The following is an 18,557-nucleotide window of genomic DNA, read 5'->3' as shown; positions in this document are numbered from 1 at the left end:
TCCAGGTAATTCCTTGGAAAATGGCGTTGCGTCTTCCGAATTCGTTTGCTATGATTCTCAGTGAACATGACAATGATAATCATTATCACTTATTGAGAACAGATTAATCAGGTAGTCATACATAATCCATCTGCTGCTCAATCCGTGATTTATGTGTTATCAAATCAAATATGAGGAGCTGAATCATCATGGGGAAATGGAAAACACCACTCGTCGTGAGTTCGCTTGCTGTTTTACTCGCAGCATGCGGGAATGCAGGAGAAGCAGACACGAAGAAGGACGCAGAAGCACCAAAGACGGTCAAAATCAAGGACGCACACGGAACGGTCAACGTTCCGGTTGATCCGAAGAAAGTCGTCGCACTCGATAACCGGACATTTGAGACGCTTGCCGCATGGGACGTCGAACTTGTTGCAGCACCAGTCGGACTGCTCCCGGCTGAGTCACCTTATGCAAAAGATAAGGATATCGTCGATGTCGGCATGCACTTCGAACCGAACCTCGAAGCGATCGCTGGTGTCAATCCGGACGTCGTCATCGTCGGGCAGCGTTTCGCTGATCATTATGAAGACATCAAAAAACTCGTTCCAAACGCCGCTGTCATCGATCTTGACATCGCATTACCGGAAAACTCTGGTACGCCAGGTGAGTTACTCGTCAAAGGACTTGAAGATACGACAGAGACACTCGGACAGATCTTCGATAAAAAACAAGAAGCGGATCAGCTCGTGACGACACTCGAGCAATCGATCAAAGACGTCAAAAAATCGTATAACGGACAGGACAGCGTCATGTCGGTCATCGTCTCGGGTGGCGATATTGGATTCTCAGCGCCGATGAGTGGACGTGTCTTCGGACCGATGTATGATTTGTTCGACTGGAAACCAGCCCTCGAAGTTAAACAAAAATCAGGGAACGATCAAGGTGATGAAGTCTCGGTCGAAGCAATCGCTCAAAGTAACCCGGACTGGCTACTCGTCCTTGACCGTGACGCGCCACTCGGAAACGCAGAAGGTGCCGTACCGGCGCAAGATGTCATCGACCGTGCGCCTGCTCTGCAAAAAACGAAAGCAATCAAAGACGACAACATCGTCTATGCACCAAAAGATACGTACTTAAACGAATCGATCCAGACGTACTCGGAATTCTTCACTGACATCGCGAAAGCGCTCAAGAAGTAATGGCACATGCACAGCAACAAATGAATGGAAGAGTTGAGCCACCCGCTCGACCTTCCTTTTCTGTCGTTTGGACGAAGCCGTTCGTCTTGACCTTATGTCTCGTCTTAGCGCTCGCAACGGCGTCCCTCTTCACCGGCGTCTACGAACTACGGAGTGCCGCGAACGATTTCGATATGTTCTGGATCACGCGCGTTCCGCGAACACTTGCCTTGATGCTGACCGGTGCTGCGATGGCGATGGCAGGACTTGTCATGCAACTGATCACCCAAAACCGGCTCGTTGAACCAACGACGACGGGAACGATCGAATGGGCGGGACTCGGACTGTTAGCCGTTTACTTACTCGTTCCGGCACCGTCGCTAATGATGCGGATGACTGGTGCCATCGTGTTTGCATTCATCGGGACGATGGTCTTCTTCTGGTTTCTCCGTTCGGTCCGACTGCGGTCATCATTAATCGTCCCAATCATCGGTCTGATGCTCGGAGCCGTCATCTCTGCGATTTCAACGTTCCTCGGCTTGTTCTTCCGTGCCAGTCAGGCAATCGAAGGCTGGTTCGTTGGTTCGTTCGCGTCCGTTCAGATCGGTCGCTACGAGTATCTCTGGATCATCATCGGTGTCACGGTCTGTATCTTCTTCCTTGCGAGTCGCTTGACGCTCGTTGGGCTTGGCGAAGACATCGCGACGAGTCTCGGAGTCAACTACAACCGGCTGATGCTGATTGCGACCGGACTAATTGCCCTATCCGTCGGTGTCGTCGCGACTGTCATTGGCAATTTGCCCTTCCTCGGCTTGATCGTTCCGAACATCGTCTCGATGTTTCGCGGTGACGATCTTCGTAGTAATTTGCCGTGGGTCTGTCTGATTGGCATGGCAACGATTCTAATTAGTGATCTGATTTCACGCACGATTATCCGCCCGTTTGAACTGCCGGTCTCCTTGATTCTCGGAACGGTCGGAGCAGCAGTCTTCATCATCATTCTGTTACGTCGGCGGAAGACTGGAGGTGTTAGATGAGTACCGCGATTAGACAACAGGAACATACAAGAAATCAACCGAGCGTTACACGTGAAACCAATCGCCGGGCGTCTGCATTTCAGTCGAAACGACTCGAGCGCCGCTACTGGATTCTCCTCATCCTGTTCCTTAGCGGCGGAGTGTTCAGCACGATTGGTCTCTTGCTCTACAATAATCCGGTTCCGGTTGATTCTCCATCCTTTTGGCCGGTCGTCGAACGCCGAATCACCGCAGTCATCACGATGGCGATTGCAGCAATTTGCCAAAGTCTTGCGACCGTCGCCTTTCATTCGATCACGAGCAACCGGATCATCACACCGTCCCTGCTTGGTTTTGATGCCCTTTACTCGACGATCCAGACATCGATGATCTTTTTCTTCGGTGCGGGAGCACTCGTTGGCTTTACCGGCACGAATGCCTTTTTAACACAGGTCGCGATCATGCTCGCGATGAGCCTCTTGTTATACGGCTGGTTATTGTCTGGTAAGTACGCGAACTTGCAATTGATGTTACTCGTCGGAATCATTCTCGGTACTGGTCTCAACTCGCTATCGTCATTCATGCGAAAGATGCTCGCGCCGTCCGAGTTCGACATCTTACAAGCGCGCCTGTTCGGTTCGGTCACGAATGCCGACGCAGCTTACTTCCCGATCGTCATTCCGGTCGTCCTCGTCGTTGGTCTGTTGCTCTACTTTTCGTCCGGACGACTCAACGTCGTCGCACTCGGAAAAGAGGTCGCGACATCGTTCGGTGTCAATCATCGCGGCAGTGTCATCTACTTCTTGATTTTGATTTCACTCCTGATGTCGATGTCGACGGCTCTGATCGGACCATTGACGTTCTTTGGTTTCTTAGTGGCGACGCTCAGTTATCAAGTCGCTGCGACATACGATCATAAATATGTTTTCCCGATGGCATTCGCAATCGGCTTCTTCGTTTTAACGACTGCCTATTTCTTCATGTATCACATTTTCAACACGCCAAGCGTCGTCTCCGTCATCATCGAACTGTTTGGCGGGCTGATTTTCCTTATCGTGTTGCTTAGAAAGAGGTCCCTATGATATCACTCGAACAAGTTAAAAAATCGTATACAGACGATGTCAGAATCGGTCCAATCGACTTAACGATTCCAAAAGGCGGTTTCACGGCTTTGATTGGTCCAAACGGCGCTGGCAAGTCGACGACGTTGATGATGATCGGTCGTTTGCTTGATCTCGATGCCGGACAGATCGAAGTCGCCGGGATGGACGTGACAAGTAGCAAATCGAAAGACTTAGCAAAGATCATCACCATCCTGCGGCAGGAAAATCATTTTGTGACCCGGCTGACGGTCCGGCAGCTCGTCGGCTTCGGACGTTTTCCCTACTCACAAGGTCGCCTGACAGCGGACGACGAAACGATCATCTCGAAATACATCGATTTTCTCGAGCTGACGTCGCTTGAGAACCGCTACCTCGACGAATTATCGGGCGGACAGCGACAACGGGCCTATGTCGCGATGGTACTCTGCCAGGAAACGGAATACATTCTACTCGACGAACCCCTCAATAATCTCGATATCGCCCGTTCGGTCCAGATGATGGGGTACCTGCGACACGTCGCCGATACGTTTGGACGGACGATCATCACCGTCTTGCACGATATCAATTTTGCTGCGAAATACGCTGATCACATCTGTGCGATGAAGGACGGACAAATTGCTGCCTTCGGAACGGTCGCCGAAGTCATGGATGAAGCGCTATTATCCGAGATTTTCGAGACACGGCTTGAGATCATCGAAGGTCCGTATGGTCCAATTGCTGTATATTGATACTTAATAGAAATGAGGAATGAACGATGCAGATCGATTGGCTACCACTAGAACAAGTGACGCAAGAGGGCGAACATACCTATACGTTTCATTTGAAACGCCCGGATGATTTCGTTTGGGAGGAAGGCGCACACACGCATATGGCACTGGAAGGTTTTAATGCAGACGAAAAGCCGAACCGCAGTCTGATCCGGCATATGTCGATTTCGACGCTCCCTCATGAAGGAACGATTGGGATTACGACACGGATCAAACCGGAATGTTCCGTCTTTAAGCAGACACTTCAGCAGCTGAAAATGGGTGAGAAGATTGCTTTGTTTAAGACGCATTCGAACATTCCACTACGCCGGGAAAATCGTACAGTGTACTTACTCTCAGCAGGCGTCGGTCTGGCAACGTTTCGCCCGATCATCTTGCAATATCAGACTGACAAAAATGGCATTCCGCACATGCACTCGTTGAACGTTGATTCTACGCAAACTGAACTATTCAAGACTCAGCTTTCTTCACATGAGCAGTTTGGTCACGCTTATGTCGAGAGTCGCTCTGCCTACTACGATGCTGTCAAAGCGATGACAGCGGACAAGGAAGGTTTGTTCTACATCGTTGGTAGTGATGAATTTCTCCGAGATACGATTGACGTGTTGCAGGCTGCTAACATTCCGGCAGCACAAATCATGATTGATAAACGTCAGGACCAGCGAGATACGTTTTTAGCATAAGGTACCAATGATTAGACTTCAGCATTGACTGGAGTCTTTTTGTTTTCTCAAAATAAAGAATTGGTATGTTATCTGTAAATATTTGTTATGATAAGTGCATCAACTGACTTTCGGAGGGTTGCTTATGAATTTTGTATTTGATCTCGATGGAACAATTTGTTTTAAAGGAAAACCGATGTCTCAAGACATCGCACAGGCGCTTCATGCAGTCGAGGACGACGGACACCGTGTGATTTTTGCTTCAGCACGTCCTATCCGTGACATGCTACCCGTCATTCATCCTTCATTCCACGACCATATCTTAATCGGCGGAAACGGATCGTTGGTCGCATCGGAACAAACAATCGTTCAGTCCAAATCATTCGACGATCGTGAGCTTTCCCTTATTACGGGATTACTCGACAAGCATAAAGCCACATATTTAATCGATAGTGACTGGAATTATACATATAACGGACCGCAAGACCATCCTATCCTGAACAATCTAGATCCGGCTAAGACGGCACAAAACGTTCCGCTAGCTCACCATGATCGAATCATAAAAATACTTATTTTGAGTGCCAACAATCTGAAAGCCTTAGAAAACGAGCTACTTCGAATGGATGTCGTTGTTCATTATCATGGATCGGAACAAGTATTGGACATTAGTCCGACTACCATCAATAAACGGACTGCTTTACAAACACTCGGTATCGAGAACGAGGGGTACATTGCTTTTGGGAATGACGCGAATGATATCGAGCTATTCAAAGGAGCACAGTATGCGGTCATGATCGGAAGCCATAAATCACTCCGTTTTTACGCAGATCACACCATTGACTCCACCAGTCCTTTAGAATCTCGCATAGCCGAACAAATCAGACATCTAAGCCAAAAATACGTCTATTCCACGTCGTATTCCTAAATAACGCCTGGTGAAATTTTCGGATCAATAGTTAAATCTCTATCAATAGTTACTCATCCAAAGAGGAATACGATGGGTAAGAATAATCCGCTCATCAAGAGCATCCCTATTATGACAGCGATACTCGATTTGAAAATCGACAGCGTTTGTTCTTCTAGTGGCTTGAGCCGTTTCACAGGAATGAACATGGTCAATGAAGCAACGACTAATGCCATTGGCTCAAGAATCGTTCGGCTCACTGAAAAGAAAATATCGATCATTAAAAAGACATTCAATACAAAGAAAAATCCTAATAAGCGAATAATCATGGCTTTATTCATATGTACTCCTTCTTCAACTATGTACGTCATAGTAGATACAATTTTCTATTAAACCATTATAATTTCTTCTTTGATTATAGAACACCTCAGAATAATTTTGGAAACGCATTCAAATAACTGGTGATTTGGTATCGTTGTAAGTCATACTGACAGTAGATATTAGAAAAGGAGTGTTGAAGATGGAATACAAAAAAGGACTCGAAGGCGTCATTGCCGCTGAAACACAAATCGGTTTAGTCGATGGAACGTTAGGTCACCTTATCTATCGCGGACACTGGGCAAAGGAACTCGCATTATCCTATTCATTCGAAGAAGTGGCGTATTTCATCTGGAATGGTGAATTCCCGACTGAATCGGAACTTTTGACATTCAAAGAACAGATGACGAGTTATCGCGAACTTCCTTCTTACGTTAAAACGATTCTCGATACATTGCCGAACGAGATGGATGTCATGAGTACGATGCGAACAGCAATCTCGGCACTTGGTACACCCGCTTTCGCTTGGCCACCGACAATTGATCAAGCGATGCACGTAACAGCACTCTTACCAACGATCATCGCCTATAAGTATCAAAAAAATCAAGGTGCTGACTTCATCGAACCGAATCCGGAACTTGATCACGTCGCGAATTACATCTATATGATCAAAGGACAATTGCCGAGTGAAGTTGAGATCAAAGCACTGACGGCGTATCTGATCCTAACGATTGAACACGGCATGAATGCTTCAACGTTCGCTTCTCGTGTCGTCGTCTCGACGGAATCGGAAATGATTTCTGGCGTCTGTGCCGCGATCGGATCCATGAAAGGACCGCTTCATGGTGGTGCTCCGTCAGAAGTCATTGAGATGATTGATGAGATCGGAACGATCGACAACATCGAACCGTGGATCCGGAACAAGTTAGAGAAAGGCGAAAAACTGATGGGCTTTGGTCACCGCGTCTATAAAACACGTGATCCGCGTTCAGAAGCTTTAAAAGTCGTCTCAAAAGATCTCGCGCAAGAAAGCGATTGGTTCAATCTGATTACACAAATGGAGCAAACAGCAATTGATTTACTCGAAGAGTACAAACCGGGCAGAAAACTCTATACGAACGTCGAGTTCTTTGCAGCAGCCGTCTTAAAAGGACTCGATATTCCGAAAGAACTGTTCACACCGACGTTCACATCTAGCCGCATCATCGGTTGGACGGCACACATCCTTGAACAAGCAGGAGACAACCGAATCTTTAGACCACAATCGTTGTATACGGGTCCGATGCCAGAAAAAGCGGCTAAGTTTTAATCCGCCTTCTTTTTAACAATTTCTTAAAAAAAGTGGAGCGATGTATAGCATCGCCCCACTTTTTTGATGTTTTATTCAACGACTTTCTCTAATGTGAAATTCAATATCTCTACTTCACATCCTGCCGCTTCTACATCCGGGCTACAGGCGTACGGTCCGATCTTCAAATCGGTCACGTCATGTAAGTGTGCGATCCTGAGCTGCTCTTTGTGCTCTCCCGTCACGTGATACAACGTGACGTCTTGATTGAGATAATGAAGTTCAAAGACAAGCGGCGCATCAAACAATGTGTTGTCGACATCCCGACACGACCAGTCCGAGTACCCAAAGCTCGTCACGACGGCACCGAGATGTGATGGACCATCCGGAATGAACTCAGCCGAGACTTTCACCCAGTGGTCATCGTTCACATATAGCAAAATCCCCGCTTGATCATATGTAGCATTCGGTTTTAATTTCACTTCAATCCGGCATTTGAATTCTCCATTTGGAGCATCCTGCAACAACGCATGCCCCGTCTGACGATTAAACTGATAATGTGTGTTGCGCCAAAAATCCGTATCCGGATCCGTCATGAAGCGTAACGGTGTCTCCTGTTCGATACGTGTCGGTCGATTGATCCACTTCATCGATAGTATCCTCCCTCTTAACGCCCTCTTAACTTCCTTAACTTTCGATAGCCACGAATGAGCATATCGAGCATACAATCCCTCCTATTTTCTATGAACCCTTAGACTACTTTACGAAGTCGTTGCATATCCTTATTCAATGCTGATCGTTTCAAACGTCGATTCCGTATTAAGTATTGCACATCCGACCGGTTATCGTACATCAGTTGGATATGGAAATAATTGATATATTCAAGAATCGCAAAAATATATAAAAACAAGGTGATTCGTAATCCATACACCGGAAGCTCAGATTGAAAACGAATCCAGTCGCTTCCGAACGTGCACGTCGTCAGAACGATTAGAATAATATTGATGACACGACAGTGGCGTAATCGTCGGACGACCGGTTCTCGGGTAATTGACGTTCCTTCTTTCTTCAGACGTCTCCACTTGCTATACCAATACCAAGCACCCTGAATCAACAACAGTTCGAACAAAAACAGTGACATCCAAAATGCACTGAGTTCAAATAATTGAAGTTGCGGAAAGACACGATTACCAAACCAGCTGAGTGGTAAAATCGTGATGACCGTGAACAATTCCCCTCGGTATAGATAGGCGAAGCGCTCGGCAACGATCTGCCTCATGGCGCCACCCAGTCAATCCGGAATTTACTTCCTGGACCAAGTAACGCAATCAAAGGACGATCTTCTGCAATCACGCGTCCAAGGACATTAATCCGTTCATCTGCCGAAAGATCGCACTTCGTGATTTGCACCTCACCGGCGTATCGCCCGTAGCGTTCATTATCAATCGTGATTGTGCCAAGCGGGCGGGCAGACTGATCTTGCGGTGTTAGATCAATCGTCGACGGACTCATGCGCGATTCAACGGATCGAATGACATCCCGCGCCGGATCAAATCGATTCGTTTCCGTATCCCGTTGTTCTTGTCGTCCGTTCGCGAATGCCCGAAGTACGATGACTCCGTCTTGCTCTGCTTCAAATTGCCGAATCGTCGCTTCCGTCAACCGTGGATCGCCGACAAGGATTCGGTCGACGGTCGGCTTTAAGTCCAGATAACTTGCGAACGGTGCCACTCCCCGATGGTCTTCAAGTGTCGGTAACGTCTCGAATAACGGTCCGCGAAGTGTTCCGTCGCCCGGTATGAATGCTTGGACGCGTAATCCTTGCGCCTGCAACCAGGCATTTTTTTCGTCAAACCACGTCCGGTCGAGTCCGGTTTCCGGTCGCGGATAAAAGTTATGCCACGCTTCCGTACGTTCGAGTTGCAGACCATGTGCCTTCATCTCAGTTAATTCGTCTGCCGTTAAGGTACTGGCATTGAGTGCGACCATCATCTGGTTCGATAATGTCGCGATTTGTCGCGGACTGATGCCGTAATCAAGCCGCAGTCCGGTGACACCCCAGTCCGTTAGCGTCGCTGCCGTCTCCCACGTCTTTCCGAGCGTCGCAAGTGACGCTGGTGCGATGTCCGCTACGAGCTCATACCCGAGTGTCTTTGCTACACGACCGAGCGCTTGCAAGCGTTCGACGTACAGTGAGGAATCATCCTCAGGGATATGAAGCGATGTAAAGAGCGACGTAAAGCCGACGGTGCGCATCCGCTGCAACCACTCATTCGTCTCATCCGTGATTGGTTCATTTAAATAGATCGATAATCCTTTCATCGACTCACTCCTTCACTTCTCTACTTAGGGAAAAAGCAGCTGATTCCTTCTTTTTCGAAGGATTCAACTGCTTTTCATTACTTTAAATACCGTCTGCCATCTCTTCTTTGAAACCGAACCAGTACGTGAACAGGAAGCCTGCGACGTATGAGATGACGAGACCACCGATATACGTCAAGTACATTCCGTTATCGATCAACGGTGTTAACGATAAACCGGATACGCCGACACCAAGTGCTGTAGTCTTCATCGTCGCTTGGAAGGCACCACCGACCGCTGCCCCGAGACATGCCGTTACGAACGGTCGACCAAGTGGCAACGTGACCCCGTATAACAACGGTTCACCGATTCCAAGGAAACCAACTGGAATCGCACCCTTGATGATGTTACGCAAACGCGGGTTACGCGTTTTGACGAAGATCGCCATCGCTGCCCCGACTTGACCTGCTCCTGCCATCGCAAGAATCGGTAAGAGTGGCGTGTTGCCGATCGTATTCAAGAATTCAAGGTGGATTGGCGTTAGTCCGTGATGGAGACCGACCATGACGAGTGGTAGGAAGAAGCCGGCAAGTACTGCCCCAGCAAGTGGTCCACCGACCTCAAGTACGGCATTGATTGCTTTCATGATGCCGTCTGACAACAGTCCAGCCACCGGCATGATCGCATACAGCGAGGCGAATCCGACGATCAGCACCGTCAACAGTGGCGTGAAGATGATGTCGATCGATGCGAACATGAAACGACGGATGTGTTTCTCAAGATACGTCATTAACCACGCGGCAAAGATGACCCCAAACAAGCCACCCCTGCCTGGAACAAGCGGTTCCCCGTAAATCGTGATGTCCGCAAGTACCGGATTGAATAGAATCCCACCGGCAATCGCCCCGAGCACCGGTGTTCCGCCGAACTCCTTCGCCGTATTCCAACCGACAAGGATCGCGAGATATGCAAAGACCGTCCCACCGATCAATAATAATATTTGCATCCAGGTCTGTGTTGCATCGACACCCGCGTTCTTCGCGAAGTTGGCTCCCCCGTTGATGATACCGGAAGCGACAAGCCCCGGAATGAGCGGGATGAAGATATTCCCGATCCGGCGTAAGAAGCGCTTGAACGGTGACTGTTGTTTCGCTTTCACTTTTTGCCGCTCGACCGCTGCTCGTTCTTCTGGTGTCAAATTCGGATCCACGGACTCTTCCCCAATCGCGAGTCCCGTCTCGCGACTTAAATGGTCGGCTACCCGATTGACTGTTCCCGGACCGACGACGATTTGTAACGTTTCGTCATCGATGACCCCCATGACCCCATCAATCCGTTTTAACGCATCGATATTTGCTTGCGTCGGGTCCTTTAACGATAAGCGAACCCGCGTCATGCAGTGCGCAAGCTGCCGGAGATTGTCTTTTCCACCAACGTGCTCGAGGATCGCTTGTGCCAGCACTTCTTCCTTCTTCATCGTGTTTCCCCCTTAGAGTGCGTCTCGGACGAATCCGTTCGCTTGCTGTAATCGTTCGACGGCTTCCGTGTACGGAATGTTTGCGAGAATCATGACGATCGCCGTCTTAACGTGTCCGTGCGCTTCATGGAAGATCCGTTCCGCCGTTACGGCATCGACTCCTGTCGCCTCACTGATCATCCGCTTCGCCCGGATCTCGAGTTTTTCGTTCGTTGACTGGACGTCGACCATCAGGTTTTGATAGACCTTGCCAACACCGATCATCGCCGCCGTCGAAATCATGTTCAAGACGAGCTTTTGCGCCGTTCCAGCCTTTAATCGTGTTGACCCCGTCAAGACTTCCGGACCTGTTTCGACTTCGATCGCATAACGCGCGTGCCGACTGATGACCGCATTCGTGTTACAAGAGATCGCTGCCGTCACCGCTCCAACTTCCTTCGCGTAATCAAGCCCACCGATGACATACGGCGTCCGTCCGCTTGCTGCGATCCCGATGACTGTATCACGTGCTTCTAACTGGAGCGCTTTCAAATCATCGACGGCAAGTGTTCGACTATCCTCAGCTCCCTCAACGGCTTTAATCAACGCGCGTTCGCCACCAGCGATCAAACCGACGACCATATCTGGTGAGACCCCGAACGTCGGTACACATTCTGCTGCATCAAGAATCCCGAGCCGCCCGCTCGTACCAGCACCGATGTAAATCAAGCGTCCTCCGGCATTAAATGACGTAATGACGTGTTTGACAACTTCAGCAATGACTGGTACCTGCGTTTGAATGACCGTTGCGACCGTCTGATCCTCGGCATTCATCACGCGCAACACATCTTCGACCGACATATCGTCGAGATGCATCGTGCGCTCATTTCGACGTTCCGTTGCTAACTGATCTAACATCTGCTTCACCCTTTCTGTTATCCCTCCCTTTATTATACAATTAAGAAATTTTAATTCAATATTTTTTATTTAATTTTGAAATTAAATTTCTATATACAATAATAAAGTTCTTTTCTTCTTTTTCAGGATGGATCAGCAGATTTCCTGCGGGCTTCGCTGACCATCTCTTTTGAAAAATCGAGTAAGGAACAGACTTGGTCGCGACCGATCGTTTCAAGGATCAATGGGATTCGTGGACCTAGGGTTGATCAATCGTCAGTTGATAGAGCAGCGTCGCATAGTATCATTAATAAACAAAAAGCTGATTTTCACCCGTTAGTTGCCTAAAGGACAAAAATCAGCTTCCTATGAAACCACTTTTTACATCTCATGTTACTAATAGCATCATTCGTACCGGAACCTGTATGAGGCTCTAAGATATTTATTGAAGAAGTCGTTCACCAGAGGCGTAAATCATTTTAATTTCTCTTCCATATCCTCTACTGAACTAGAACTGTCGCTATTCTTTTCTTTCTCCTCAACGAGATATTCGATATCATATGTACCCGGCTCGATCGTACCGCCTTGTACCGTTTGTTTGAGAACGACGGTTTCTGATGCTTTGACGCGTTTCTTTTGTTGGCTTGTTTTACTCTGTTGCTTTCTTGAATCGAAGACGACAGTCCTTGATTTGCTCTCACGAACGATGACATTCAACAAATGCCCAGAGCGAGCTACGACATCAAATGCATGGTCTCCTGTGTTCGTCAATTTGTATTCAAAGACGAGTCCCTCTTTCGTAGTCCCTTTGAAGGATGTCTCATTCGTCTCACTTCCACTTTGCGGTTGGATCATACAACCGGTCAAACAAAGAATCATAGGGATCAACAACCATTTTTTCATCTATAAAACTCCATTCTGTATAAAGAAATTGCTGAGTTACTCCCATCCTGGAAGTGGACGCGGTGGCTCCTCGACGAAGGCACGGTATCCGTCGAAGCTCATTCCTTGCCGTTGTGGATTGTGGTTGCGAATCAAAGGATCACCCGTCTCGTCCTCGTTTTGCCAAAATCGATGTTCCGTTTGAAAGACCTTGATCGACGAATACTGGAATCGCTCTGCCATTAAATATTCTCGAACCGATTGCATCACTTTTTCAAAGCGCGCATCCGAGTCGTAGCTAGCGCCGAGACTTTCTTTATCTTGTTTCCCTTCGAAAATCTTAACCGAGAAATAAGCATTCTTCTTCGCAATCGGGTACTCGATTTCAACGCGAACCGAGTCGACGAAGCGAATCGGTCGAGGTTTGCTCACTTCCTCTTCGGAATTGTAGTCCTCTACATAATAAGCATCTGTTGCAATCGAGAAGTCCTTGAACTCCCAGAACATATCCCCTTGCGCAATGATCGCATATTCAAGAAACGTGCCGAAGTTCTGTCCGATCGGGTCAGTTTCCTCTGTCGACAACTCATGAAACATCCAGTGCATATACGGCGTCTCCTCCGTCTTCGCATCTTCCGTATGGATCAAGACGTATCCTTCGTTCATTTCGCCAATCATCAAGAAATGATCGTAGTCTTCATGGATCAGGTCGTCCTCTTTAGCCTGGATCGTCATTTCAATGACTTTTTCAAGCGGATAGAGTTCGATGCCAAGACCTTGAATCATGAACAACTCCGCTCCGTCATGTAAACGAAGGAATGTCTTATATTCACTTGGTAACGTTAGCTTGAACTGTTTTTCAAACGACTGAATCGCCTGTTCCGTCACCGGATCATTCAGATTGAATTGTGCGACTCCAGTGTCGTATCGCCGTTGAATAAAGGTCGATCCGTGATTGATTTTTTGTGATAAGACGTCAAGTATCGCTTCGATTTGGTTCATTTCTTTCATGGGTCCCATCCTTTTCGTTTTCGCATTCGTGAATGATACGACTTCACCTTATACACCATACCATTTTTTCAATTATTTGGTGTATTCCACTCTACTCTTTCTGTGGTATTCTCGTTCTAATATCATTAAAAAATTGCATTCGAAGAGGTGACTCATGTCTAAATCATCATCGATGTTACTCATATTACTCGCTGCGATCTTTTGGGGTACGACGGGGACCTCACAAGCCTTTGCGCCAGAAGATGCACACCCGATTGCAATTGGTGCTGTACGTCTTGCTGTCGGCGGACTGTTCTTGCTCTGTCTCGTCTTCCTAAAAGGAAAGCTGACATTGCGTGACTGGCCACTGCGGACGATTTTACTTGCTGCCGTCAGCATGGCAGCTTACCAGCCCTTGTTCTTCTCGGCTGTTTTAATGACAGGTGTCGCTGTCGGTACCGTCGTCGCGATTGGTAGCGCACCAATCTTCTCCGGATGCATCGAGTGGCTGTTCTTAAAAAAACGTCCGGCGTTGCTGTGGTGGGCTTCAACCGGATTATCGATCACCGGTTGTCTGTTGCTTCTGAACAATCAAGGGACGGTCGCGATTGATCCAATTGGGATCGTTCTTGCACTTGGTGCCGGACTATCGTTTGCCGGGTATACGTTCGTCAGTCGTGATCTTGTCAAGACCCATGCGCCGCTGTCGGTCGTTGCCGTCATCTTTACGACGAGCGCCTTGCTGCTATCACCTCTGCTCTTCTTATTTGATCTCTCGTGGTTAGTCACGCCACGAGGAGCCGGAATCAGCCTCCATCTCGGCGTCGTTGCAACCGGGCTTGCTTACTGGTTATTCGCAAAAGGGCTATCGAACGTACCGTCGTCGACTGCCGTCACTCTCTCGCTCGGTGAACCATTGACGGCTGCCTTGCTCGGTGTGTTCGTCCTCGGCGAACAGTTAAGTGGCACGGCTTGGTTCGGGATCTCGTTATTGTTACTCGGTATCGTCTTATTAATCAGTTCGTCTCGCCTAGCAACGCGCCAAACCGTTTTGATAGAAGAACGACAAACTCGGACAGGAGGCTAAATCATGCAAGAAATCACGCTTGAAAAACTACAATTTCGCGAGGATTACAACATCGGACTCGATCAGTTCTTGATGGATGTCGCAAATGGTAACAGATTGATATTTCATTTCCGTGGGCATACGGAGGAGACGATGGTCATCGTTGGTGACTACAGTTGCAATTACTTCCGATTGACCTTCGAGGCGGATGCGATTCTGCTACGTTCACCGGACCTCTATGAATTAAAAGAAGACGTCGAGATCAATCCGATTCCACTCCTGACGCTGACCGATTCAAAGCTACTGACGTTTGCGCGTGAACTGATGGGACTCGATCCTGCAAAAGACTGGGTCCATTACTGGCTCCGCGCATTCGAGCAGGATTTTCATGTCTTGTCTCCCCGTCCACCAGTTCTGACCGACCTCGGACATAAACGCAGCGATGCAATCGTCACGTATTCATTTGATTCGTTCATCGCTGAATGACCCGAAACATTTCATACGCAAAAGATCCACGAAACGGACAATCGTTTCATGGATCTTTTCTGTGCAAATTTATAGGCACACATTATGAACGGTCAATCGTATATTCCATCATCCAGCATGTATCTTCATTGATTTTTTTCACTTTCTGAAACCCGCATTTTTCATAAGCTCTAATTGCTCTAAGATTTGCTACGGCGGGATCTAAAATAATTCGATTTACTTCCTTGTCTCGAGCAATATCTTCAATGAATAACTTTATCATTCTCGTTCCAACACCCTTATTAAAAAGTTCAGGATAACCAATAAACTGGTCTATTCCAAATATGATAAAATTCACAGGATATCCCAATGTCTCTTTTTGTTCGTCATTTATTAAATAACGTTGCATAAACCAATAGGTTCATCATCTAACTCTACGATGTAGGGAACGACAGCTATCTCTCCATTTACTCTTGGTTCGTATTTATCTATCACTTGTTGCAACGTAAATGGTGCATTCACATCTCCATAGAACTCCAACACTTCTTTTGTACTTAACCATTGAGACATGATTTTATAATCAGTATGTTGCATCTTTCTGATTGAGACAGAATTGATTTTCATATGTACCTCTCGCATTCATTCGTAAACGTCCAACGACTCGCGCTGGACGTTTACTATGATTATAGATATAAGGTTAAGTTTTTCTCAACCGAATGGACAGAGTCGACTGGACTGAAGCGCTTGACGACCTGTCCCTTCCGGTCGACGAGGAACTTCGTGTAGTTCCATTTGATCTTCGACGACAGCAAGCCGGACTGTTCTTTCTTCAAGAACGTATAGAGCGGATGCTCATTTGATCCATTGACGTCGATCTTTTGAAACATCGGAAACGTCACGCCGTAATTCAGCTGACAGAATTCCATCGTTTCTTCCTGACTGTCGAACTCCTGCTGATTGAATTGATCGCATGGGAAGCCGAGCACTGTGACTCCTTGTTCCTCATATTTATCATAAAGCGCCTGCAGTTCGCCAAGTTGTTTGACGAGCCCGCATTTGCTCGCAGTATTGACGATCACGAGAACACGCCCCGCGTAGTCCTTTAGCGACACCGTCTCCCCTTTTGCGTTTTGCACATCGATTTCATATAACGTTTTCATCTCTGTCATCTCCTTTGCTGTCAGTATACGACATGGCGAAATCGATGTCGTTTTTAGCGGCTTGCAGATACGTTACCAGACAGAGCTTTCCCGATCGCTCAGTTTAATGACGAACGGGAGAATCAAGACGAACAAGAGACTAACATATCCGAGCGATAAGTAATGTTGCGAGTCTTTTGAAATGTATTGCTTCACGCCACAGTTCGGACATGGTTTGCCTTTACCGTGTATCGTAACGCTTACAGCGAGTAGTTCTTTTGTATTGAACTTGTATTGACAATTCGTGCAACGTGCCATGACATCATCTCCCTTATTTTTACCTAATTTATCCATTAAAGGTTTCAGCAATTCATAATTTCCTTCTTTTTATTGTACACATGTAGAGGACCATCGTTTAATTAATTATATTTTTTATATTACGTTCAATATTTCAAATTTTCTGTTTATTTTTTATATTTTAAACACATTTATTACCTTTTGTTATATGATGAAGAAAAACAAGAAGGGGCTGAAATCGATGGATACGAATGAGGTAATTCAAACACTTAAAAATTTACATCCAAACAGCTATGTTACACATGGTCGCTACCAAAAAGAAACTTATGGTGATTCTTATTATGTAGTAGTGAATGAATCAGACGGATTGTATTTTTATGTGAAACGTCATTCAAAAATAGATTTATTACATCATCTATCATGGATGGATGTCCCAGAGGAACTGTATTTACGATCACGGAAAAAAGATAACACGTACCAAGGTGCTTCAAAAGTCATTTTTACGATTTTTATCGGTAATCCCGATGGAGAAAGCATTGTTGCTTTACTAGAGCAAAAAAGAAAAATTCATCAGCTTCGAAAATCATTATTTCGTAAAATACCAGGCTATCGGAGTAAAAAAATATGGAAAATGGCGGTTGCTTCTCTGTTCTATTTGTTTGCACTTTTTATTATTTTTATCGCTCTAGCTACTGATGACATAGACAACAAAAATGAAAATAAGAAGTCCATTGCTCAATCAGTGTCCAGCGAAAAAATCAAAAAGAATACATTGTCTAGTGACGAAGAAACTGCTAAGAAGAAGCGCGCTCAGGAAAAGGCTCAAGCTGAAGCAGACAAAAAGAAAAAAATCGCTCAGGAAAAGGCTCAAGCTGAAGCGAACAGAACAGAAAGAAAGCTACTAAAACTGTAAAAACAAACTTTTCAAATTGTACTGAACTAAATAAAAAATATCCAGATGGTGTCTCTAAAACACATCCTGCCTATCAAGCTAAAATGGATCGTGATAAAGACAATTTTGCATGTGAACGTAATTAATTCGTTCTAACTTTATCATGTTGGCTCTTGGATTATTTTTACCTTCTTTTGAATCATTGTTCCTTTAATTCCGTTAGGCTTAATGATATCGAAAAAAGGACAATTCGTAGATTTAATCACGAGTTGTTCTTTTTATGTATATTCTTCTCATTAAAAAGATCACTTTCTATGTAATAGATATTGTATATTTTAAAAATATAATAATAATTACCAAAAAGGTGAAATTCAAATAACAGACATAAGCACCTATAAAGAATAGGTGCTTATGTCTAGAAAGTATATGAATGATATTAGCTTTTTTCTCTTTTAACGTCTTCAACTGTCTTAAAAATTCGAGAGTAAACGTTATTGATATTCTTCTCGTTTACTACATCATCATTCAAACCATACTCCCAATAACGATATGAACTTTTCTTTTCTTTTAGATAGCCTGATGCATAGGAATGATTCAATTCACTAGCTTCTTTGTAAGACAGTCCTTCAGTTACAAATGGCAAAAACCCTTTTGTAGTTTGAAGGAAGAAAATCGGTATTTTGAGATTATCATAAACAGTTACATATTTTTCGTCATCTGCCTTTTTCAAATTACCTTTTGTAATGAATACAGCATCAAAGTTAGAAGAAACTTTTTTTGTATCTTTCAACTGTTCCAACGATAAAGCTTCAAACTTAATATTTTCTTTTTGAATATGAGGTTTTTCTCCAACTATACCTATCTTTAAGTAAGCACCATTATTTAAAGATGCATTTTCTTCTTTTGAGGTTTCTGTACTACATCCTGATAGTGCAAGTGCAGTCATAAGAGAGT

23 protein-coding genes and 1 pseudogene are annotated in these 18,557 nt (G+C 45.9%); 11 read left to right on the top strand and 13 right to left on the bottom strand.

Going from position 1 to position 18,557, the window contains the following annotated elements; translation table 11 throughout:
- Positions 1-188 precede the first annotated feature (188 nt).
- The 6 genes from VJ374_RS06580 to VJ374_RS06555 all read left to right on the top strand — a co-directional run bounded on the left by VJ374_RS06580 (position 189) and on the right by VJ374_RS06555 (position 5,633).
- A complete protein-coding gene (locus tag VJ374_RS06580) occupies positions 189-1,181 on the top strand; it encodes a siderophore ABC transporter substrate-binding protein (RefSeq protein WP_329470673.1) in 993 nt (330 codons plus the stop codon).
- Positions 1,182-1,201: 20 nt separating this feature from the next.
- Complete coding sequence (locus VJ374_RS06575; protein ID WP_329470672.1) at positions 1,202-2,197, top strand: ABC transporter permease; 996 nt, start codon at positions 1,202-1,204, stop codon at positions 2,195-2,197.
- Positions 2,194-3,258, top strand: coding sequence for an iron chelate uptake ABC transporter family permease subunit (locus VJ374_RS06570; RefSeq protein WP_329470671.1), 1,065 nt, complete (start codon positions 2,194-2,196; stop codon positions 3,256-3,258). Before VJ374_RS06575 ends, VJ374_RS06570 begins: the two co-directional genes overlap by 4 nt.
- The gene (locus VJ374_RS06565; protein ID WP_056060813.1) at positions 3,255-4,007 is read left to right on the top strand and encodes an iron ABC transporter ATP-binding protein; all 753 of its coding nucleotides are present in this window, start codon (positions 3,255-3,257) and stop codon (positions 4,005-4,007) included. The genes VJ374_RS06570 and VJ374_RS06565 overlap by 4 nt, the downstream gene beginning before the upstream one ends.
- A 26-nt stretch (positions 4,008-4,033) precedes the next feature.
- A complete protein-coding gene (locus VJ374_RS06560; RefSeq protein WP_329470668.1) occupies positions 4,034-4,729 on the top strand; it encodes a dihydropteridine reductase in 696 nt (231 codons plus the stop codon).
- Positions 4,730-4,853: 124 nt separating this feature from the next.
- Positions 4,854-5,633, top strand: coding sequence for an HAD family hydrolase (locus VJ374_RS06555; RefSeq protein WP_329470666.1), 780 nt, complete (start codon positions 4,854-4,856; stop codon positions 5,631-5,633).
- A 53-nt stretch (positions 5,634-5,686) separates the two neighbouring features.
- On the opposite strand, the gene VJ374_RS06550 is transcribed toward VJ374_RS06555, so the two are convergent.
- A complete protein-coding gene (locus VJ374_RS06550; RefSeq protein WP_329470664.1) occupies positions 5,687-5,953 on the bottom strand; it encodes a hypothetical protein in 267 nt (88 codons plus the stop codon).
- A 179-nt stretch (positions 5,954-6,132) separates the two neighbouring features.
- Here VJ374_RS06550 and VJ374_RS06545 point away from each other — a divergent pair, with 179 nt between their 5' ends.
- Positions 6,133-7,239, top strand: a complete 1,107-nt coding sequence (locus tag VJ374_RS06545; RefSeq protein WP_329470663.1) for a citrate synthase/methylcitrate synthase — start codon at positions 6,133-6,135, stop codon at positions 7,237-7,239.
- A 71-nt stretch (positions 7,240-7,310) separates the two neighbouring features.
- Here the strand turns inward: VJ374_RS06545 and VJ374_RS06540 are convergent, their stop codons facing one another.
- From VJ374_RS06540 to VJ374_RS06510, 7 genes are all read right to left on the bottom strand, one after another.
- Positions 7,311-7,868, bottom strand: coding sequence for a DUF1349 domain-containing protein (locus VJ374_RS06540; RefSeq protein WP_329470662.1), 558 nt, complete (start codon positions 7,866-7,868; stop codon positions 7,311-7,313).
- A 101-nt stretch (positions 7,869-7,969) separates the two neighbouring features.
- A complete protein-coding gene (locus tag VJ374_RS06535) occupies positions 7,970-8,497 on the bottom strand; it encodes a general stress protein (protein WP_329470661.1) in 528 nt (175 codons plus the stop codon).
- A complete protein-coding gene (locus VJ374_RS06530; protein ID WP_329470659.1) occupies positions 8,494-9,540 on the bottom strand; it encodes a DUF871 domain-containing protein in 1,047 nt (348 codons plus the stop codon). The genes VJ374_RS06535 and VJ374_RS06530 overlap by 4 nt, the downstream gene beginning before the upstream one ends.
- Before the next feature lie 82 nt (positions 9,541-9,622).
- Positions 9,623-10,996 carry a PTS transporter subunit EIIC gene (locus VJ374_RS06525; RefSeq protein WP_308101342.1) on the bottom strand — a complete coding sequence of 458 codons (1,374 nt, stop codon included), beginning with the start codon at positions 10,994-10,996 and terminating at the stop codon, positions 9,623-9,625.
- 12 nt (positions 10,997-11,008) lie between these two features.
- Positions 11,009-11,902 carry an N-acetylmuramic acid 6-phosphate etherase gene (gene murQ, locus VJ374_RS06520; protein WP_329470658.1) on the bottom strand — a complete coding sequence of 298 codons (894 nt, stop codon included), beginning with the start codon at positions 11,900-11,902 and terminating at the stop codon, positions 11,009-11,011.
- Positions 11,903-12,346: 444 nt separating this feature from the next.
- Positions 12,347-12,775: a BsuPI-related putative proteinase inhibitor gene (locus VJ374_RS06515; RefSeq protein ID WP_312452679.1), complete on the bottom strand. Its 429-nt coding sequence runs from the start codon at positions 12,773-12,775 to the stop codon at positions 12,347-12,349.
- A 36-nt stretch (positions 12,776-12,811) separates the two neighbouring features.
- Complete coding sequence (locus VJ374_RS06510; protein WP_329470657.1) at positions 12,812-13,765, bottom strand: SMI1/KNR4 family protein; 954 nt, start codon at positions 13,763-13,765, stop codon at positions 12,812-12,814.
- Between the two features lie 154 nt (positions 13,766-13,919).
- Here VJ374_RS06510 and VJ374_RS06505 point away from each other — a divergent pair, with 154 nt between their 5' ends.
- Together VJ374_RS06505 and VJ374_RS06500 are read left to right on the top strand one after the other, a co-directional pair.
- On the top strand, positions 13,920-14,831 hold the full coding sequence (locus VJ374_RS06505) for an EamA family transporter (RefSeq protein WP_329470655.1): 912 nt from the start codon (positions 13,920-13,922) through the stop codon (positions 14,829-14,831).
- Between the two features lie 3 nt (positions 14,832-14,834).
- Positions 14,835-15,296 (top strand): hypothetical protein, encoded by a 462-nt coding sequence (locus VJ374_RS06500; protein WP_329470653.1) that lies wholly within the window; start codon positions 14,835-14,837, stop codon positions 15,294-15,296.
- Positions 15,297-15,378: 82 nt separating this feature from the next.
- Here VJ374_RS06500 and VJ374_RS06495 read toward each other — a convergent pair whose 3' ends face one another.
- From VJ374_RS06495 to VJ374_RS06480, 4 genes are all read right to left on the bottom strand, one after another.
- On the bottom strand, positions 15,379-15,684 hold the full coding sequence (locus VJ374_RS06495) for a GNAT family N-acetyltransferase (RefSeq protein WP_329470651.1): 306 nt from the start codon (positions 15,682-15,684) through the stop codon (positions 15,379-15,381).
- Positions 15,669-15,845: a GNAT family protein gene (locus VJ374_RS06490; protein ID WP_329470650.1), complete on the bottom strand. Its 177-nt coding sequence runs from the start codon at positions 15,843-15,845 to the stop codon at positions 15,669-15,671. The genes VJ374_RS06495 and VJ374_RS06490 overlap by 16 nt, the downstream gene beginning before the upstream one ends.
- Positions 15,846-15,958: 113 nt before the next feature.
- A complete protein-coding gene (locus VJ374_RS06485) occupies positions 15,959-16,435 on the bottom strand; it encodes a glutathione peroxidase (protein WP_329470649.1) in 477 nt (158 codons plus the stop codon).
- A gap of 72 nt (positions 16,436-16,507) precedes the next feature.
- Positions 16,508-16,768, bottom strand: coding sequence for a hypothetical protein (locus VJ374_RS06480; RefSeq protein WP_329470647.1), 261 nt, complete (start codon positions 16,766-16,768; stop codon positions 16,508-16,510).
- A gap of 184 nt (positions 16,769-16,952) precedes the next feature.
- On the opposite strand from VJ374_RS06480, the gene VJ374_RS06475 reads away from it, so the two are divergent.
- Together VJ374_RS06475 and VJ374_RS06470 are read left to right on the top strand one after the other, a co-directional pair.
- Positions 16,953-17,624, top strand: a complete 672-nt coding sequence (locus VJ374_RS06475; RefSeq protein WP_329470645.1) for a hypothetical protein — start codon at positions 16,953-16,955, stop codon at positions 17,622-17,624.
- An 8-nt stretch (positions 17,625-17,632) separates the two neighbouring features.
- A pseudogene (locus VJ374_RS06470) lies at positions 17,633-17,749 on the top strand (excalibur calcium-binding domain-containing protein); the annotation flags it as partial.
- A 290-nt stretch (positions 17,750-18,039) separates the two neighbouring features.
- On the opposite strand, the gene VJ374_RS06465 reads toward VJ374_RS06470, so the two are convergent.
- Positions 18,040-18,549: a hypothetical protein gene (locus tag VJ374_RS06465; RefSeq protein WP_251140289.1), complete on the bottom strand. Its 510-nt coding sequence runs from the start codon at positions 18,547-18,549 to the stop codon at positions 18,040-18,042.
- Between the last annotated feature and the right edge of the window lie 8 nt (positions 18,550-18,557).

Source organism: Exiguobacterium sp. 9-2 (genome assembly GCF_036287235.1).
Taxonomy (GTDB): Bacteria; Bacillota; Bacilli; order Exiguobacteriales; family Exiguobacteriaceae; genus Exiguobacterium_A.
The sequence above is the reverse complement of the archived record's forward strand: the minus strand, read 5'-3'. Positions and strand labels throughout refer to the sequence as shown.

Bases quoted from the DNA above. Each gene is read 5' to 3' on its own strand.
- VJ374_RS06580 (WP_329470673.1), top strand. From the start codon at position 189: ATGGGGAAATGGAAAACACCACTCGTCGTGAGTTCGCTTGCTGTTTTA.
- VJ374_RS06575 (WP_329470672.1), top strand. From the start codon at position 1,202: ATGAATGGAAGAGTTGAGCCACCCGCTCGACCTTCCTTTTCTGTCGTT.
- VJ374_RS06570 (WP_329470671.1), top strand. From the start codon at position 2,194: ATGAGTACCGCGATTAGACAACAGGAACATACAAGAAATCAACCGAGC.
- VJ374_RS06565 (WP_056060813.1), top strand. From the start codon at position 3,255: ATGATATCACTCGAACAAGTTAAAAAATCGTATACAGACGATGTCAGA.
- VJ374_RS06560 (WP_329470668.1), top strand. From the start codon at position 4,034: ATGCAGATCGATTGGCTACCACTAGAACAAGTGACGCAAGAGGGCGAA.
- VJ374_RS06555 (WP_329470666.1), top strand. From the start codon at position 4,854: ATGAATTTTGTATTTGATCTCGATGGAACAATTTGTTTTAAAGGAAAA.
- VJ374_RS06550 (WP_329470664.1), bottom strand. From the start codon at position 5,953: ATGAATAAAGCCATGATTATTCGCTTATTAGGATTTTTCTTTGTATTG.
- VJ374_RS06545 (WP_329470663.1), top strand. From the start codon at position 6,133: ATGGAATACAAAAAAGGACTCGAAGGCGTCATTGCCGCTGAAACACAA.
- VJ374_RS06540 (WP_329470662.1), bottom strand. From the start codon at position 7,868: ATGAAGTGGATCAATCGACCGACACGTATCGAACAGGAGACACCGTTA.
- VJ374_RS06535 (WP_329470661.1), bottom strand. From the start codon at position 8,497: ATGAGGCAGATCGTTGCCGAGCGCTTCGCCTATCTATACCGAGGGGAA.
- VJ374_RS06530 (WP_329470659.1), bottom strand. From the start codon at position 9,540: ATGAAAGGATTATCGATCTATTTAAATGAACCAATCACGGATGAGACG.
- VJ374_RS06525 (WP_308101342.1), bottom strand. From the start codon at position 10,996: ATGAAGAAGGAAGAAGTGCTGGCACAAGCGATCCTCGAGCACGTTGGT.
- VJ374_RS06515 (WP_312452679.1), bottom strand. From the start codon at position 12,775: ATGAAAAAATGGTTGTTGATCCCTATGATTCTTTGTTTGACCGGTTGT.
- VJ374_RS06510 (WP_329470657.1), bottom strand. From the start codon at position 13,765: ATGAAAGAAATGAACCAAATCGAAGCGATACTTGACGTCTTATCACAA.
- VJ374_RS06505 (WP_329470655.1), top strand. From the start codon at position 13,920: ATGTCTAAATCATCATCGATGTTACTCATATTACTCGCTGCGATCTTT.
- VJ374_RS06500 (WP_329470653.1), top strand. From the start codon at position 14,835: ATGCAAGAAATCACGCTTGAAAAACTACAATTTCGCGAGGATTACAAC.
- VJ374_RS06495 (WP_329470651.1), bottom strand. From the start codon at position 15,684: ATGCAACGTTATTTAATAAATGACGAACAAAAAGAGACATTGGGATAT.
- VJ374_RS06490 (WP_329470650.1), bottom strand. From the start codon at position 15,845: ATGTCTCAATGGTTAAGTACAAAAGAAGTGTTGGAGTTCTATGGAGAT.
- VJ374_RS06485 (WP_329470649.1), bottom strand. From the start codon at position 16,435: ATGAAAACGTTATATGAAATCGATGTGCAAAACGCAAAAGGGGAGACG.
- VJ374_RS06480 (WP_329470647.1), bottom strand. From the start codon at position 16,768: ATGGATAAATTAGGTAAAAATAAGGGAGATGATGTCATGGCACGTTGC.
- VJ374_RS06475 (WP_329470645.1), top strand. From the start codon at position 16,953: ATGGATACGAATGAGGTAATTCAAACACTTAAAAATTTACATCCAAAC.
- VJ374_RS06465 (WP_251140289.1), bottom strand. From the start codon at position 18,549: ATGACTGCACTTGCACTATCAGGATGTAGTACAGAAACCTCAAAAGAA.